The sequence below is a fragment of the Microbacterium sp. JZ37 genome (genome assembly GCF_035188445.1).
Classification (GTDB): Bacteria; Actinomycetota; Actinomycetes; order Actinomycetales; family Microbacteriaceae; genus Microbacterium; species Microbacterium barkeri.
This window is the reverse complement of record NZ_CP045253.1, coordinates 1719975-1736887: the sequence shown is the minus strand read 5'-3', so window position 1 is coordinate 1736887 and position 16913 is coordinate 1719975. Positions and strand designations below refer to the sequence as shown.

At 72.4% G+C, this 16913-nt stretch carries 15 protein-coding genes; 3 read left to right on the top strand and 12 right to left on the bottom strand.

Going from position 1 to position 16913, the window contains the following annotated elements; all coding sequences use genetic code 11:
* Positions 1-69: 69 nt before the first annotated feature.
* Positions 70-807, bottom strand: a complete 738-nt coding sequence (locus GC092_RS07880) for a GAP family protein (protein ID WP_324014807.1) — start codon at positions 805-807, stop codon at positions 70-72.
* Between the two features lie 117 nt (positions 808-924).
* Here GC092_RS07880 and GC092_RS07875 point away from each other — a divergent pair, with 117 nt between their 5' ends.
* Positions 925-2124, top strand: a complete 1200-nt coding sequence (locus tag GC092_RS07875; RefSeq protein WP_324014805.1) for a sensor histidine kinase — start codon at positions 925-927, stop codon at positions 2122-2124.
* Positions 2121-2759: a response regulator gene (locus GC092_RS07870; protein ID WP_324014803.1), complete on the top strand. Its 639-nt coding sequence runs from the start codon at positions 2121-2123 to the stop codon at positions 2757-2759. The genes GC092_RS07875 and GC092_RS07870 overlap by 4 nt, the downstream gene beginning before the upstream one ends.
* 8 nt (positions 2760-2767) lie before the next feature.
* Here GC092_RS07870 and era read toward each other — a convergent pair whose 3' ends face one another.
* The 11 genes from era to lepA form a co-directional block, all read right to left on the bottom strand.
* Positions 2768-3679: a GTPase Era gene (gene era / locus GC092_RS07865; protein ID WP_271171900.1), complete on the bottom strand. Its 912-nt coding sequence runs from the start codon at positions 3677-3679 to the stop codon at positions 2768-2770.
* Complete coding sequence (locus GC092_RS07860; protein ID WP_324014800.1) at positions 3672-5108, bottom strand: hemolysin family protein; 1437 nt, start codon at positions 5106-5108, stop codon at positions 3672-3674. Before GC092_RS07860 ends, era begins: the two co-directional genes overlap by 8 nt.
* Complete coding sequence (gene ybeY / locus GC092_RS07855) at positions 5105-5572, bottom strand: rRNA maturation RNase YbeY (protein ID WP_324014798.1); 468 nt, start codon at positions 5570-5572, stop codon at positions 5105-5107. Before ybeY ends, GC092_RS07860 begins: the two co-directional genes overlap by 4 nt.
* On the bottom strand, positions 5569-6657 hold the full coding sequence (locus GC092_RS07850) for a PhoH family protein (protein WP_271172182.1): 1089 nt from the start codon (positions 6655-6657) through the stop codon (positions 5569-5571). Before GC092_RS07850 ends, ybeY begins: the two co-directional genes overlap by 4 nt.
* Positions 6658-6661: 4 nt before the next feature.
* The gene (locus tag GC092_RS07845) at positions 6662-7012 is read right to left on the bottom strand and encodes an HIT domain-containing protein (protein ID WP_271171903.1); all 351 of its coding nucleotides are present in this window, start codon (positions 7010-7012) and stop codon (positions 6662-6664) included.
* 23 nt (positions 7013-7035) lie between these two features.
* A complete protein-coding gene (locus tag GC092_RS07840) occupies positions 7036-7767 on the bottom strand; it encodes a 16S rRNA (uracil(1498)-N(3))-methyltransferase (RefSeq protein ID WP_324014797.1) in 732 nt (243 codons plus the stop codon).
* 5 nt (positions 7768-7772) lie between these two features.
* On the bottom strand, positions 7773-8879 hold the full coding sequence (dnaJ, locus tag GC092_RS07835; RefSeq protein ID WP_324014794.1) for a molecular chaperone DnaJ: 1107 nt from the start codon (positions 8877-8879) through the stop codon (positions 7773-7775).
* A 54-nt stretch (positions 8880-8933) separates the two neighbouring features.
* Complete coding sequence (gene hrcA, locus GC092_RS07830) at positions 8934-9974, bottom strand: heat-inducible transcriptional repressor HrcA (RefSeq protein WP_324014792.1); 1041 nt, start codon at positions 9972-9974, stop codon at positions 8934-8936.
* A 102-nt stretch (positions 9975-10076) separates the two neighbouring features.
* A complete protein-coding gene (gene hemW, locus GC092_RS07825; RefSeq protein ID WP_324014791.1) occupies positions 10077-11294 on the bottom strand; it encodes a radical SAM family heme chaperone HemW in 1218 nt (405 codons plus the stop codon).
* Positions 11294-11944, bottom strand: a complete 651-nt coding sequence (locus GC092_RS07820) for a DUF1990 domain-containing protein (RefSeq protein ID WP_324014789.1) — start codon at positions 11942-11944, stop codon at positions 11294-11296. Before GC092_RS07820 ends, hemW begins: the two co-directional genes overlap by 1 nt.
* A gap of 27 nt (positions 11945-11971) precedes the next feature.
* On the bottom strand, positions 11972-13822 hold the full coding sequence (gene lepA / locus GC092_RS07815; protein ID WP_282977780.1) for a translation elongation factor 4: 1851 nt from the start codon (positions 13820-13822) through the stop codon (positions 11972-11974).
* 171 nt (positions 13823-13993) lie between these two features.
* On the opposite strand from lepA, the gene GC092_RS07810 reads away from it, so the two are divergent.
* Complete coding sequence (locus tag GC092_RS07810; RefSeq protein WP_324014788.1) at positions 13994-16798, top strand: ExeM/NucH family extracellular endonuclease; 2805 nt, start codon at positions 13994-13996, stop codon at positions 16796-16798.
* Positions 16799-16913 lie beyond the last annotated feature (115 nt).

Sequence of the window (16913 nt, the reverse complement as noted above, 5' to 3'; positions counted from 1 at the left end):
CGCGGCTTTCCCCTCTTCCCTGAGCACTCTGATCTACCACGACGCGACTTGCCGAGCAGGCTGCTGCACTCAGCCCGCGACGATGCCGGGCAGGCGCTCGAACACGTCGCTCACGCCCCCGAAATGGCTCGTGCCCGCGCGCACGAGGAGGAAGCCGATGATCCCGACGATCCAGGCGGTCATCTCGCCTGCCTGCCGGGTGAGCCAGGCGTTCACGCGACGCAGGAGCGGCTCCACCGCGGCATGCGCGACCACGCGCAGCACGAGGAGCACGAGCGCGGGGGCCACCATGACGAGGCAGTAGGCGGCGAGCAGGCCGAGGTGCGCGGCGGGCGGCAGCCGGGCGGCGTCCATGATCCCGATCGCCATGAGGTACGGCAGCAGGGTGGCGATCTCGATCGCCGTCGCGGCGAGGGCGAGCAGGATGAGCGGGCGGATGGGCCCGTCCTCCGCTCCGACGGCGCGCTCGCGCCAGGCGAGCAGGCGCGGCGACGGACCGGCGTCCTTCCTCGTCCCGGTGAGGATCGCGCCGGCGAGCAGCACGCCGCCCACGGCGAGCATCGCGATCGCGCCGCCGTCCGACGCGAGCCAGGACCGGATCCCGTCGAGGAGGAGGCGGGCCCCGATCGACAGCAGGACGCCCATCGCCAGGTAGAACCCCGCGACCGTCGCGAGATAGGCGAGCATGCGCGAGGGGCGGGGCCGCGAGCTCGCGAGCAGCAGCCAGAGGGGGATGAGCAGTGTGCCGAAGCTCGTCGAGTCGGCGAGGGCGAGCAGCGCGAGGGTGCCGATCGTCGTGATGTCCATGTCGACAGCGTCGCGTGACGCCCGCAGGCGCGCATCGGCCGAAGGTGGCGGTCTCCGCGCCGCCGTCTCCGTCTTTCGGAGGAGGGCGAGCCGCCGGATCGATGCTGGGATAGGAGCATGGCGCGCGCTCCCTTCGACGAGTGGGTCCTCCCCTTCGTCCGCTACCGCTCGACGGCGGGCGACCTCGCGAACGCGGGCATCGTCCTCCTGCTCGGCGCCGTCGCCTCCTGGGCGGGCGTCGTCCCCGGCGGCGACGGCGACCGCCCACTCGGCCAGCCCTGGATGCCGTGGGTGCTCGCCGTCGCGTGCCTCGTCCCGCTCCTGCTCAAGCGGCGTCTGCCGACGGTCTCCGTCGCCACGGCGGGCGCGATCCTCGTCGTCAGCGTGCACCTCGTGTCGGGATCGATCGCCTTCGTGCCGACCGTCGCCATGTTCGACGCGCTCTACGCGGCCGCGCTCCTGCTCGATGCGCGTCGCATGCGCGTCGTGCTCGCGATCGCCGTCGCAGTCCTCGCCGCGCTGGCGATCGCCGCGCCGATCGAGGGCCTCGTCGCGGTCATCCTCACCTACGGCGCGCTGCTCGGCCTCCCGATCGCGTGGGGCACATCGGTGCGCCAGCGCGACGCGCTGGTCCGCCTCGAGCGCGAGCGCGCCGACGCCGTCGCCCACGCCGCCGAGCTCGACCGGACCGCGGCCGTGCGCGCCGAGCGCGCCCGACTCGCGGCCGCGCTGCATGACGAGATCGCCGCGCGCCTCAGCGCGATCTCGCTCCAGACGAGCGCGCTCGGCGCGCGGGGAGGCCTCGACGCGCGCACCGGGGCATCCGTCGACGCGGTGCGTGCCGCGAGCCGCGAGGCGCTCGCCGAGCTCCGTGCGCTGATCTCCCTGCTCGCCGCTGACCGCGAGGAGCCGGCGCTGCCGCCTGCCGACGACCCCGTGCGAGCCCTTCAGCGCACCGCCGACGCCTTCGGCGTCGCGCTCCGCGTCGCCTCCGACCGCCCGCCTCTCGCGCCCGACGTCTCGGCCGCGCTCGCGCAGATCGGCCGAGAGGCGATCGTCAACGCCGCCCGCCATGCGCCGGGCGCTCCCGTCGACGCGTCGCTGCACGCAGACGGCTCCGTCGTCGTGCTGGAGATCGAGAACCCTCTCGTCGGCGCGCCGTCGACGGGTGCTCGCGGACTCGGGCTCGCCCTGATGGAGAGGCGCTGGTCGGCGATCGGCGCGCGCGGCTCGGCCGGACCCACCGACGCGCGCTGGCGGGTGCGGGTGGAGGCGCCGCTGTCGGCGACAGCCGGGACGACGGGGGCGCCCGCATGACCATCCGCGTCCTGGTCGCCGACGATCATGCAGCGGTGCGCGCCGGCATCGCGGCCGTCCTGTCCGCCGCCTCCGACATCGAGGTCGTCGGCGAGGCCGCCGACGGTCAGGTGGCCATCCGGCAGGCCGCGGCGCTCGAGCCCGACGTCGTGCTGATGGACGTGCGGATGCCGCGTGTCGACGGCATCGAGGCGACCGCCGCGCTGACCGCACGCGGGTTCCCCGTGCTCGTGCTCACGACGTTCGCGGTGGACGCCTACGTCGACGGCGCCCTCGCGGCAGGCGCCTCCGGCTACCTCCTGAAGACCGCGGAGGCGGACGAGATCATCGCGGGCGTCCGCCGTGTGGCGGCCGGCGAGGGCGTCCTCGCGCCCGAGGTGACGCTGCGGGTCATCCGGAGCGTCGGACGCGCACCGGAGCGGCCCGAGCCTCCCGCCGAGCTCGACCTGCTCACGCCGCGCGAGCGCGAGGTGCTCGTCGGGCTCGGCGCCGGCCGGTCCAACGCCGAGATCGCGCGCGAGCTGCACGTGTCGGAGACGACCGTCAAGAGCCATGTCTCGCACGTGCTCGCGAAGCTGGGCGTCGCGAGCCGGATGGGCGCGGCCGTGATCGCGCGCGACGCCGGGCTCGCGTAGCGATCGCGTCAGAAGCCGAGGCGCCTCAGCTGCTTGGGGTCGCGCTGCCACTCCTTCGCGACGCGCACGTGAAGCGAGAGGAACACCCGCGTGCCGAGCAGCGGCTCGAGCTGCGCTCGCGCGCGCGAGCCCACCTCCTTGAGACGCGTGCCCTTCCGGCCGATGATGATGGCCTTCTGACTGTCGCGCTCGACCACGAGGTCGGCCCAGACGTCGGTCAGCTCGGGATTGTCCTCCCGCGGGGCGATGTCGGAGATCGTCACGGCGATCGAATGCGGCAGCTCGTCGCGCACGCCCTCGAGCGCGGCCTCGCGGATGATCTCGGCGACGCGGTCCTCGGTCGACTCGTCGGTGACGACGCCGTCGGGGTAGAGCGCAGGGCCCTCGGGCATGAGGGCGAGCAGCTCATCCGTCAGCACGTCGAGGCGCTCTCCGGTGATCGACGACAGGGGGATGACCGCGGCCCAGTCCTCGCGGAGGGCGTCGACCTCGAGGAGGCGCTCCATGATCTGCTCGTGCGACGACGCGTCGGTCTTCGTGACGATGGCGACCTTCTTCGCGCGAGGATAGCCGTCGAGCGATTCGGCGATCCGGCGGTCGCCCGGACCGACCTTCTCCTGCGCGGGCACGCAGAAGGCGATGACGTCGACGTCGCCGAGCACCGATTCGACGAGGTCGTTCAGACGCTGGCCGAGGAGCGTGCGCGGGCGGTGGATGCCCGGTGTGTCGACCACGATGAGCTGACCGCCGGGGCGGTTCAGGATGCCGCGGATGGCGCGGCGCGTGGTCTGCGGCTTCTCGCTCGTGATCGCGACCTTCTCGCCGACGAGCGCGTTCATGAGCGTCGACTTGCCCACGTTCGGCCGGCCGACGAAGGTCACGAACCCGCTCCGGCTCGTGTGCTCCGGGGAATCAGTCATGGGGTTCGTCCTTCCTCGCGGCGTCCTCCGAGCGGCCGCCGTTCCTCTTCGCCGCGGACTTCCGGCCGCCGCTCTTCTTCGCCGGCTCGCGCACGGTCGGCACCTCCACCGTCACCGGCAGCGCGAGCTCGCCCGTGCGCGGATGACGGCCGCGCACCTCGTCGACAGCGCGCAGAGCAGGGCTCCGGTCGACGAACACGGTCGCGATCCCCCGTCCGCGGCCGCGCGACGTGCCGCCGGTGAGGATGAGGCCCTCGACCTCGGCCATGTCGCCCGGCTGCGGCACGCGGCCGATGTGCTTGCCGAGGAGCCCGCCGATCGAGTCGACGTCGTCGTCCTCGAGCTCGATGCCGAACAGCTCGCCCACCTCGTCGAGCCCGAGGCTCGCGCTCACCCGGAAGGTGCCGTCCGGGAGATCGACGATCTCCTTCGACGGCTGGTCGTACTCGTCGGAGATGTCGCCGACGAGCTCCTCGATGAGGTCCTCGAGGGTGACGAGGCCCGCGACGCCGCCGTACTCGTCGACGACGATGCAGACGTGCACGGCGTCGCGCTTCATCTGCTGCAGGAGCGTCTCGGCGCGCATCTGCTCCGGGACGAACACGGCAGGTCGCGCGAGGGCCCGCGCGGTCGTGCCCTCGTGCCACGCGGCGCCCTCGCGGAACGCGTGCAGGACGAGGTCCTTCAGATACAGGACCCCGACGACGTCGTCGATCTCCCCGTCGACCACCGGCAGGCGCGACATGCCGCGCTGGAGGAAGATCGTCATGGCCTCACGAGCGGTGGCGTCGGCCTCGACCGTGACCATCTCGGTGCGCGGCACCATGACGACGCGCACGACCTGGTCGGTGAAGTCGAACACCGAGTGGATGAGGTCGCGATCGTCGGCCTCGATGAGGTCGTTCGAGGCGGCTTCGTCGACCATGCTCAGCAGCTGGTCCTCCGACTCGAAGCTGCGCCGGCCGCCGCCCGGCGTGATCGCGTTGCCGACCGCGACGAGCGCCTTCACGAGGGGGCCGAGCACGATGCGCACACCGCGCACGAGCGGAGCGAACCAGGACAGCAGCGCCTCCGCATGCCGGCGCCCCGCGGAGCGCGGACTCGAGGCGACCGCGACGAACGAGAAGCCCGTCATGACGACGACCGTCGCGAGCACGGCCCACCAGACGCTGTCGAACAGCAGGATGAACGCGACCGTCGCGAACACGGCGGCGCCGGTCTCCGCGAGCACCCTCAGGAAGCCGATCGCGTTCGCGTGGCTGTCGGGGTCGTCGGCGATGTGGGCGAGCGCCCGCGCGTTGCGGCCCTCGGTCGCGAGGTCGACGAGGTCGGCCCGCGAGCTGACCGACAGCGCGGCGTCCAGTGCGGACATGAGGCCCCCGACCGCGACGAGCACGACGGCCCCGATCAGCAGCAGCGTCTCGATCATGTGCGCGGGCGTCTGCGTTCCTCGGCGGCGAAGCTCGCGATGAGCCGATCCTGGAGCCCGAACATGACGCGGTGCTCCTCCGGCTCGGCGTGGTCGTACCCCAGCAGGTGGAGCAGCCCGTGGGTCGTGAGCAGGATGAGCTCGTCCATGAGCGAGTGGCCGGCCTTCTCGGCCTGGCCTTCCGCGACCTGCGGGCACAGCACGATGTCGCCCAGGAGTCCCGCGGGCGTCGGCATGTCGTCGGTGCCCGGTCGCAGCTCGTCCATCGGGAAGCTCAGGACGTCGGTCGGGCCGGGCTCGTCCATCCACTGCACGTGCAGCGCCTCCATGGCGCCCTCGTCGACGAGGACGATCGCGACCTCGGCGTCGGGGCTGACGTGCAGCTGCGCGAGGTTGTGCTGCGTCACACGCAGCAGGACGCTCTCGTCGACCGCGATGGCGGACTCGTTGTTGATGTCGATCATCGGATCCCCCGCTTCGGCTTGCGGTCGCGCGGACCGCCCGTGCGCGACGCACCGCGCCGCTCGGCGCGGTTCGCGAACTCGCGCGCCTCGTCCAGCTCTGCTCGATGCGCGGCGCGCTTCTCGTCGTACTCGCTGTAGGCGTCGACGATGCGGCCCACGAGCGTGTGGCGCACGACGTCATCGCTCGAGAGCCGTGCGAAGTGGATGTCGTCGACGCCGTCGAGGATGCGCGTCACGAGCCGCAGCCCCGACGTCCCACCCGGCAGGTCGACCTGCGTGATGTCGCCCGTGACGACCATCCGGGTGCCGAACCCGAGGCGCGTGAGGAACATCTTCATCTGCTCGGGGGTCGTGTTCTGGGCCTCGTCGAGGACGACGAACGAGTCGTTGAGCGTGCGCCCGCGCATGTACGCGAGCGGCGCGACCTCGATCGTCCCGCTCGCCATGAGCTTCGGCACGAGCTCGGGGTCCATCATCTCGTTGAGCGCGTCGTACAGCGGCCGGAGGTACGGGTCGATCTTGTCGGTCAGCGTTCCCGGCAGGAAGCCGAGCCGCTCCCCCGCCTCGACCGCGGGGCGCGTGAGGATGATGCGGTTCACCTCGCGGCGCTGCAGGGCCTGCACGGCCTTCGCCATCGCGAGGTAGGTCTTCCCCGTGCCCGCAGGGCCGATGCCGAAGACGATCGTGTTCTCGTCGATCGCGTCGACGTACTTCTTCTGGCCGAGGGTCTTCGGGCGGATGACCTTGCCGCGGGTCGACAGGATCGCCTCGCCGAGCACCTCGCTCGGGCGCGGGCCGCCCTGCTCGAGGATGCGGTTCGACGTCGCGATGTCGGCGGGGCCGAGGTCGTGCCCCTCGCGCGTGAGCTGCAGCAGCTCGTCGACGAGGGCGCGCGCGGCGCGCACGGCGGAGGCTGACCCGCGCAGGGTGATCTCGTTGCCGCGCACGAGGACGTCGACGGCGGGGTGCTCGCGCTCGACCATGCGCAGGAGGCGGTCCTGCGGTCCGAGGAGCTGCACCATCGCGACGCCGTCGGCGTGGATGGTCTGGGTGACGACGTCGTCGTCCGGCTGGGCGGCGCCCATGGGGTCAGTGGCCAACGAGGCTCTTCTCCTGGAGTTCTCCGGCGAGCACGTGCGCGTGCACGTGGAACACGGTCTGGCCCGCGTCTGCGCCGGTGTTGAAGATCAGACGGAACTGCCCGCCGGCGTGGTCCTCGGCGACCGCCTTCGCGGTCTGGACCATCTCGGCGAGGAGCGAGGGGTCGCCCGCCGCGAGCTCGACGACGTCGCGGTACTCCTGCGTCTTCGGGATGACGAGGAGGTGGACGGGCGCCTGCGGGCTGATGTCCTGCAGCACGAACACGCGCTCGGTCTCGGCGACGATGGTTCCCGGGATCTCGCCCTGCAGGATGCGCGTGAAGATCGACGGCTCGCTCATGCCGTCGAGTCTATCCACCGCGGTCACCAGCGCCCGAGCTTCGCGTTGAGGACGGCGAGGGCCGCCGGGCCCGCGGTCGAGGTCCTCAGGATGGTGTCGCCGAGGCGCACGCGCTCGGCGCCGGCGGCCGCGAGGCGCTCCAGCTCGTCGGGCGCGATGCCGCCCTCGGGGCCGACGACGAGCACGAGATCGCGGGCGTCGTCGACGTCGATCGAGGTCAGGGCGGCCTGCGCGGTCGGGTCGAGCACGAGCACGCGCGCCGACGCCGCGCGCTCTGCGACCTGCGCCGTCGTCGCGATCGGCGAGACCTCCGCGATCCACGCCCGGTGCGCCTGCTTCGCGGCCTCGCGGACGATCGAGGCCCAGCGGGCGCGGCCCTTCTCCGCCTTCGGCCCCTGCCAGCGCGAGACGCTGCGCGCCGCCTGCCACGGCACGACCTCGTCGATGCCGAGCTCGGTCGCCGCCTGCACCGCGAGCTCGTCGCGGTCGCCCTTCGCGAGCGCCTGCACGAGCACGAGCCGCGGGGACTGGGGCGGCAGATCCTGGCGCGAGGCGATCCGCACGACGACGCGCTGCGGCGAGACGCTCTCGCACATGCCCGCGAGCCACGCGCCGCGGCCATCCGTGACCGTGACCTCCTCGCCGACGCGCACGCGGCGCACGGATGCGGCGTGGTGCGCCTCCGCACCCGTGAGCTCGAGCTCGCCGCCGGGCGAGACCGCCCCCGCGCGCTCGTCGTGGAAGTGCAGCGCCATGGGCCCTAGCCGCGGAACCGGTCGCGGAGCTTCGAGAACAGCCCCTGGTGGAACTCGGCCAGGCGCGGCGCGGGCGCCTTCGTGCGCCGCGCGAGCTCCTCGAGGAGCTGACGCGTGCGATGATCGACCTTCGTCGGCGTGACGACCTGGACGCCCACGCGCAGGTCGCCGCGACGCGAGGTGCGCAGCCCCGTGATCCCGCGCTCCTTGATCGTCAGCACCTCGCCCGACTGGATGCCAGGGCGCACCTCGACCTCGACCTCGCCGTCGAGCCCGGCGATGGTCGTCGTCGTGCCGAGGATGGCGTCGGTCATCGACACCTCGAGGGTTGCGAGCAGGTCGTCGCCGTCGCGGCTGAACACCCGGTGCGGGGCGACCGTGACCTCGACGTACAGGTCGCCGTTCGGGCCGCCGGCGGGGCCCACCTCGCCCGAGCCCGGCAGCTGCAGACGCAGGCCCGTCTCGACGCCCGCGGGGATGTCGAGCGACACGGTGCGGCGCGAGCGCACGCGGCCCTGGCCGCCGCAGGTCGCGCACGGGTGCGGGATGACGGTGCCGTAGCCCTGGCACGCGCCGCAGGGCTGCGACGTCACCATGTTGCCGAGGAGGCTGCGCACCTGGCGCTGCACGTGGCCCGTGCCGCCGCAGATGTCGCACGTCGCGGGGCTCGTCCCCGGCTGGCAGCAGGACCCCTGGCAGGTCTCGCAGAGCACAGCCGTGTCGACCTCGATGTCGCGGTGCGTGCCGAACACGACATCGCCGAGCTCGAGCGTCACGCGGACGAGCGCGTCCTGTCCGCGCTCTCGGCGCGAGCGCGGCCGACCGCCGCGACCGCCGCCCGAGGCGCCGAAGAACGTCTCGAAGATGTCGCCGAATCCGCCGAAGCCCGCGCCGCCGAACGGCGACTCGTCGCCGCCCATGTCGTAGCGGCGGCGCTGCTCGGGGTCGCTGAGCACGTCGTACGCGTGCGTGACCGACTTGAACTCCTCCGCGGCCTCGGGCGCGGGGTTCACATCCGGGTGCAGGCGACGCGCGAGCTTGCGGTACGCCTTCTTGATGTCCTCCTGCGACGCGTCCTTCGACACGCCGAGGGTCTCGTAGTGATCAGCCACATCAGCCTTCCTGCGGGCGTCGTGCGCCCGTGTTCCGATCCGTCGGGCGACGCGTCAGCGCCGGCCCTCGTCCTCGTCCAGCAGCCTCGTCAGGTAGCGGGCGACCGCCCGCGCCGCAGCGAGGTTGCGGGGGTAGTCCATGCGCGTGGGCCCCATGATGCCGATGCGCGCCGCGCCGACGGCCGAGTCGTACTCGCTCGCGACGATCGACGCCTCGGAGAGCCCGAAGGCCGCGTTCTCGCGGCCGATGCTCGCCGAGAGACCCTGCTCGTCGGCGACCATCTCGCTCATGAGCCGCAGCAGCGTCACCTGCTCCTCGATCGCCTCGAGGAGCGGATGGATGCTGCCGCGGAAGTCCTGCTCGCGCTTCGCGAGGGTCGCCGAGCCCGCCAGCACGAGGCGGTTCTGGCGGAACTCGTCGAGCTCCTCGGCTGCCGCCTGCGCGATCCTGTGCAGCGCGCGATCGACGGCGCTGACGGGAGCGGCAGCGAGCTCGGCGCCGCGCTGCAGCTGCTCGGCCGCGTCGGCCACGGAGCGGCCGGCGAGGAGGGGCACGAGGCGCGCGGCGACCCGCTCGATCGACTCCGCGTCGAGCTCGTCGGCAAGGCTCGTGATGCGCTGCGACACGCGACCGGTGTCGGTCACGATGATGACGAGCACGCGGCGGCCGTCGAGCGGCACGAGCTGCACGTGCGTCACGCTCGCCCGGGCGAAGGACGGGTACTGCACGAGCGCGACCTGTCCGGTGAGCTGCGTGAGGAGGCGGACGGTGCGCGCGAGGAGGTCGTCGAGGTCGGCCGGGTCGCCCAGGAACGACGCGATCGCCGACCGCTGGGCCGATGACAGCGGGCGCAGCTCGGCGAGGTGGTCGACGAAGACGCGGTAGCCCTTGTCCGTCGGAACGCGGCCCGACGACGTATGCGGTTGGGCGATGAGCTCCTCGTCCTCGAGGAGCGCCATGTCGTTGCGGATGGTCGCCGCCGAGACGCCGAAGGAGTGCCGCTCGACGATGGAGCGGCTGCCGACCGGCTCGTGCGTGTCGACGTAGTCCTGCACGATGGCCCGGAGCACCTGCAGTCCGCGGTCGCTGACCATGTGCGCGCTCCTCTCCTGGCACTCGATGTCTCGGAGTGCCAGTCTACCGACCCGAGGCCGGGAACGGCATGCGCGCCGGCCGCCTGCGGGGCTCGGCCGACCTCAGTCCGTGAGTGCCCGCACCACGGCGTCCGCGAGAAGGCGGCCGCGGAGGGTGAGCACGATCCGCCCGCGGAGCGCCGCCCCGGGCTCGATGAGGCCGTCGGCGATGAGGCCGGCCACCGCACGCCGCGCGTCATCCGGCAGCGCGTCGATCGCGAGCCCCTCGCGGATGCGGCTGTGCAGCAGCACGCGCTCGAGCTGCTGCGCGGCCGCGTCGGGGCGCTCCCGACCGGCGGCCGGCGACTCCCCCGCGGCGAGCCGCTGCGCGTACGCGGCGGGATGCTTGACGTTCCACCAGCGCAGACCCGCGACGTGGCTGTGCGCACCCGGACCGAAGCCCCACCAGTCGGCGCCGCGCCAGTACGCGAGGTTGTGGCGCGAGCGACGGCCGTCGCCGCGCGCCCAGTTCGACACCTCGTACCACGCGAAGCCCGCGTCGGCGAGCATGCGGTCGGCGAGCTCGTACATGTCGGCCTGGAGGTCGTCGTCGGGCGCGGGCACCTCGCCGCGGCGGATCTGCCGCGCGAGCTTCGTCCCGTCCTCGATGATGAGCGCGTACGCCGAGATGTGGTCGGGTTCGAGCGCGAGCGCGGCCTCGAGCGACGCGCGCCAGTCGTCGATCGACTCGCCGGGGGCGCCGTAGATGAGGTCGACGCTCACGTCGAGCCCGACCGAGCGCCCTGCCTCGACCGCCGTCCGCACGTTCGACGGCGTGTGCGTGCGATCGAGCGCCGCGAGCACGTGCGGCACGGCCGACTGCATGCCCACCGACATGCGGGTGACCCCCGCCCGCGCGAGCTCCTCCGCGACCGCGGCAGTCACCGTGTCGGGGTTCGCCTCGACGGTGATCTCCGCGCCGTCCGCGATGCCGAACGCGCCGCGCACGCCCTCGAGCATGCGCGCGAGGTCGCCGGCGGGCAGCAGCGTCGGCGTGCCGCCGCCGAAGAACACCGTCTGCGCGGGACGCAGCGCGCCCGCCTCGGCGAGCACGTCGCGCGCGAGCGCGACCTCGCGCAGGAGGACGTCGGCGTACTCGTCCTGTCGGGCTCCGCGCAGCTCCTCGGAGGTGTAGGTGTTGAAGTCGCAGTACCCGCAGCGCACCCGGCAGAACGGCACGTGCAGGTAGACGCCGAGATCCGTCGCCGGATCGATCGGGAGATCGCGCGGGAGGCGGCCGTCGGCGGGAGCGGGATCGCCGACGGGGAGGGCGCCGGCCATCAGGAGCCGGTGTGGAACAGCGGCGAGATCGCGCGGAGGTACCCCGCGAAGAGCGCCTTGCGACGGCGGCGCACGAGCGTCTTGAACAGGCGGTTCCAGAAGGTCATGGGGCGGTCGAACGCGCGCACCTCGAACCACACCTCGTCGTTCTCGCGCCACTCGATCATGAACGACTCCTCGCCGCTCACGACCGAGTCGCCGACCGTGCCGAGCGCGAAGCCCACGCGACGCGCCTCCTCGATCACGAAGATGACCCGCAGCTCGGCGTCCGCGCGCGAGCCGCCCACCTTGCCGTGCACGGTGACGGTCGTGCCGGCCCCGACGTACGGCGTTCCGTCCGCGTCGAACCGCTGGTCGGCATCCGATCGGCTCGGCGCGACGGCGTTGCCCGCCTCGTCGAAGCTGACGCCCGTGTAGGTCGGGCCGGGAGCGGGCCGGACGTCGCTCAGCGTGAGCCCCGCGCCCTTCAGCGCACCCCACGACAGAAGGGCGTCGACCGCGGTGCGGAAGCGCTCCTCGCCGCTGCCGATCCGCCAGGCGGATGCCGCGGGGATGCTGTGCTCCGGCGGGTACTGGAGCAGGTCAGGAGCCTGCGTCGCCCCGACGGCGGCATAGTCGACCGTCTCGTCTCGGAAGGTCTCCCGGCGCATGGTGTCCACCCTAACCGCAGCCCCTGGCTACTTCCCGGCCTTCGACTCGACGTCTCCGGAGAGCGCGGCGATGAAGGCCTCCTGGGGCACCTCGACCCGGCCGACCATCTTCATGCGCTTCTTGCCCTCCTTCTGCTTCTCGAGCAGCTTCCGCTTGCGCGAGATGTCGCCGCCGTAGCACTTCGCGAGGACGTCCTTGCGCATCGCGCGGATGTTCTCGCGCGCGATCACGCGCGCGCCGATGGCGGCCTGGATGGGCACCTCGAACTGCTGGCGCGGGATGAGCTTGCGCAGGCGCTCGGTCATCGTCGTGCCGTAGGAGTAGGCCTTCTCGCGGTGGACGATCGCACTGAACGCGTCCACGCGCTCGCCCTGGAGGAGGATGTCGACCTTCACGAGGTCGGCCTCCTGCTGGCCCTCGGGCTCGTAGTCGAAGCTCGCGTAGCCCTGCGTGCGGCTCTTGAGCTGGTCGAAGAAGTCGAACACGATCTCGCCGAGCGGCATCGTGTACTTCAGCTCGACGCGCTCCTCGGAGAGGTAGTCCATGCCGAGCATCGTGCCGCGGCGCTGCTGGCACAGCTCCATCACGGTGCCGACGTACTCCTTGGGCGCGAGGATCGAGGCCTTGACGATCGGCTCGGACACTGCCCCGATCTTGCCGTCGGGGTACTCGCTGGGGTTCGTGACGACGATCTTCTCGCCGGTCTCGGTCGTGACCTCGTAGACGACGCTGGGCGCCGTCGTGATGAGGTCGAGACCGAACTCGCGCGAGAGCCGCTCGGTGACGATCTCGAGGTGCAGGAGCCCCAGGAAGCCGCACCGGAATCCGAAGCCCAGGGCGACGGATGTCTCGGGCTCGTACGCGAGCGAGGCATCCGAGAGCTTGAGCTTGTCGAGCGCCTCGCGGAGGTCGGGGTAGTCGCTCGCGTCGATCGGGTAGAGCCCCGAGAACACCATCGGCTTCGGGTCGGTGTAGCCGGGAAGCGGCTCGGTCGCGGGAGTGCGCTGGTTGGTGACCGTGTCGCCGACCTTCGACTGGCGGACGTCCTTCACGCCGGTGATGAGGTACCCGACCTCGCCGACGGAGAGGCCCTTCGAGGGCGTCGGCTCGGGGCTGGAGACGCCGATCTCGAGGAGCTCGTGCGTCGCGCGCGTCGACATCATCTGGATGCGCTCGCGCGGAGAGAGGCGCCCGTCGACCATCCGCACGTAGGTGACGACGCCGCGGTAGGCGTCGTAGACGGAGTCGAAGATCATCGCGCGGGCGGGTGCGTCGGCGTCGCCCCGGGGTGCCGGGATCTCGGCGACGAGGCGGTCCAGCAGCTCCTCCACGCCCTGACCGGTCTTGCCCGACACGCGCAGGACGTCGGCCGGGTCGCCGCCGATGAGGTCTGCGAGCTCCTTGGCGAAGCGGTCGGGGTCGGCCGCGGGGAGATCGATCTTGTTGAGCACGGGGATGATCGTGAGGTCGTTCTCGAGCGCGAGGTAGAGGTTCGCGAGCGTCTGCGCCTCGATCCCCTGCGCGGCGTCGACGAGCAGCACCGCGCCCTCGCACGCCGCGAGCGAGCGCGAGACCTCATAGGTGAAGTCGACGTGCCCCGGCGTGTCGATCATGTTCAGCGCATAGGTGTCGCCGTCGAGCTGCCACGGAAGCCGCACCGCCTGGCTCTTGACGGTGATGCCGCGCTCGCGCTCGATGTCCATCCGGTCGAGGTACTGCGCGCGCATGTCGCGGTCGGACACGACGCCGGTGAGCTGCAGCATGCGGTCGGCGAGCGTCGACTTGCCGTGATCGATGTGAGCGATGATGCAGAAGTTGCGGATGCGCTCAGGCGGTGTCGCGGCAGGCGGGAGCGGAGTCGTGGCACGAGGGGACATATCCGTCTGATTCTACGGGCCGCGCGCCGTCGCGCGTGCCCGGGTCGCCGCGCGACGCGCCGCCGCTTCCGCGCGAGATCCCGGTAACCGGCCGTTCATGCGACGACGATTGCCTGACATCCTCCCGTGCGGCGACCGCCGCGCCCTCCTGCACATCCGAAGGAGACCATCGTGCAGCAGTCCTCTCCCCCGCGCCGCACCCGGCGCCTGTGCGCCGCGGCAGCGACCGCATCGGTCGCGGCCGCGCTGCTCGCCCCCGTCGCGGCTCATGCCGCCGTCTCTCCCGGCGACGGCGTCCTCATCAACGAGGTGTACGGCGGCGGCGGCAACAGCGGCGCCGCATTCAGCCGGGACTTCGTCGAGATCGTGAACACGACCGACGCCCCGCAGAGCCTCGCCGGCTGGAGCGTCCAGTACGCCTCGGCGACGGGCGCGACGTGGCAGGTCACGCCGCTCGGCGATGTCGTGCTGCCGCCCGACGAGACGCTCGTGGTCGGGCAGGCCTACGGCTCGAACACCGCCCTCCCCGACGTGGAGGCGGATGTCGACGGCGGCATCGCGATCAGCGGATCCCAGGGCAAGGTGGCGCTCGTCTCGCAGGTGACGCCGCTGTCGGGCGCGACCGGCCTCGCGACGGCCGCGCCCGTCGTGGACTACGTGGGCTGGGGCGGCGCGACCGACTTCGCCGGCTCCGCAGCGCCCGCCACGACGAACGCGACGGCGATCGCCCGCACGGGAGGCGCGAACACGGCCGACAACGGCGCGGACTTCGTCACGGGTGCGCCCACGCCCGAGCCGCTCGGCGGCGACACGACGCCCACTCCCACTCCCACGCCCACTCCGACGCCCGGGGAGCCCGTCGAGATCGCGGAGATCCAGGGCACCGGCGACGCCTCGCCCCTCGTCGGCCAGACGGTGACGACGACGGGCGTCGTCACGGCCCACTACCCGACGGGCGGGTTCGACGGATACGTCATCCAGACCCCCGGCACCGGCGGCGAGCTCGACCCGGCCGCGCATGTCGCGTCGGACGCGATCTTCGTCTACTCGGCCGCCACCGTGGGCGCGGTCGCGATCGGCGACACCGTGCGGGTCACCGGCGAGGTCAAGGAGCACTACGGCCTGACCGAGCTCGTCGTCGGCGCGGGAGGCGCCGAGATCGTCGCCGACGCCGCACCGGTCGAGCCCGCCGTCGTGGGCTGGCCCGCGACCGACGCGGAGCGCGAGCGCCTGGAGTCGATGCTCGTCGCGCCCGCGGGCGAGTTCACCGTCTCCGACACCTACGCGACGAACACGTTCGGGGAGGTCGTGCTCGCCGCGGGCCCGGATCCCCTGCGCCAGCCGACCGACGTCGCGCGCCCCGGCTCGCCCGAGGCAGAGGCCGTCGCGGCCGACAACGCCGCGCGGCGCGTCGCCCTCGACGATGGATCGACCGCGAGCTTCTCGCGCAACCGCGACCTCACGCCCGCGTACATCTCGCTCGTCGAGCCCATCCGGGTCGGTGCGTCCGTCGCGTTCGCGGAGCCCCACATCGTCGACTTCCGCAACGACGCATGGAAGCTGAACCCCACGGAGCCGATCGTCGCCGACGGATCGGGTGTCGACGGCGTCGTGTTCGAGAACACCCGGACCGCGGCCCCCGAGCCGGTGGGCGGCGACGTGTCGGTGGCCTCGTTCAACGTCCTGAACTACTTCACGACCCTCGGGATCGAGGACCCGTCGTGCGTGCCGTACCGCGACCGCGAGGGCGACGGCGTCACGGTCGACGAAGGCTGCGATCAGCGCGGCGCGTGGGACGCGGAGGACTTCGGCCGCCAGGAGGCCCGCATCGTCGCCGCGATCGAAGGGCTCGACGCGAGCGTCGTCGGGCTCATGGAGATCGAGAACTCCGCGCGTCTGGGCGAGCCCGCCGATGAGGCGCTCGCCACGCTCGTCGCCGCACTGAACGAGGCCGCGGGCACCGAGAAGTGGGCGTTCGTGCCCTCGCCCGCGAACCTGCCCGACGCGAGCGAGCAGGACGTGATCACGTCGGCGATCATCTACCAGCCTGCCCTCGTCTCCCCGGTCGGCGCCTCCGCCGCGCTCGACACGAGCGACGACGAGATCGACGCGTTCCAGAACGCGCGCGAGCCCATCGCGCAGACCTTCGCTCCGGCCGCGGGCGGCGAGCCCTTCACGGTCGTCGTGAACCACTTCAAGTCGAAGGGGTCCGCAGGGCCGTGGCCTGGGGACGCGGACCAGGGCGACGGACAGGGCGCATCCACGCAGTCGCGCGTCTATCAGGCGCAGGCCCTCGCGGACTGGATGGCCGGTGACCCGACGGGAACGGGCGCCGAGGCAGCGCTGCTCGTGGGCGACTTCAACTCCTACACGCAGGAGGACCCGATGCAGGTGCTCTACGAGGCGGGCTACGTCGACGCCGAGAGCGCGTTCGGGTCGACCGAGAGCAGCTACGTGTACCAGGCGCTCTCGGGCTCCCTGGACCACGTGCTCCTCAACCCGGCGGCCGCCGAGCTCGCGACCGGTGCGGACATCTGGTCGATCAACAGCGGCGAGGCCGTCGCGCTCGAGTGCAGCCGCTACAACAGCCACGGCACGCTCTTCTACGCGCCCGACGCCTACCGCTCGAGCGACCACGACCCGGTCATCGTCGGGCTCGATGCCGTCGCCGACGCCCCGGCGACGGAGACCGTCACGACGCTGCGCACGACGCCTCCCGGCCAGGCGAAGAAGGGCGCGCCGAACCTGCTCACCGCCACCGTCCGGACGGTCGACGGCGCCGCGGCGACCGGCGAGGTCGAGTTCCTCATCGACGGCGCTTCCGCGGGTGCGGCTGTGCTCGACGGCGGCTCTGCCGTGCTCGAGGTGCCCGCCGACCTGGCCCGCGGCAACCACCGCGTCGTCGCCGTCTTCGCGCCGGATTCCGCGAGCATGCTTCCCTCGGAGAGCGGGGAGCGCACGCTCATCCTGCGCTGACGCGACTGCGCAGGATGGCCAGGAGGGGCGGACCGCGGTCCGCCCCTCCTTGGCATTCTGCCCATCGTCCAGAAATCCCGACGCAACTTCCGCCAAGACCAGCACAGATCGATAA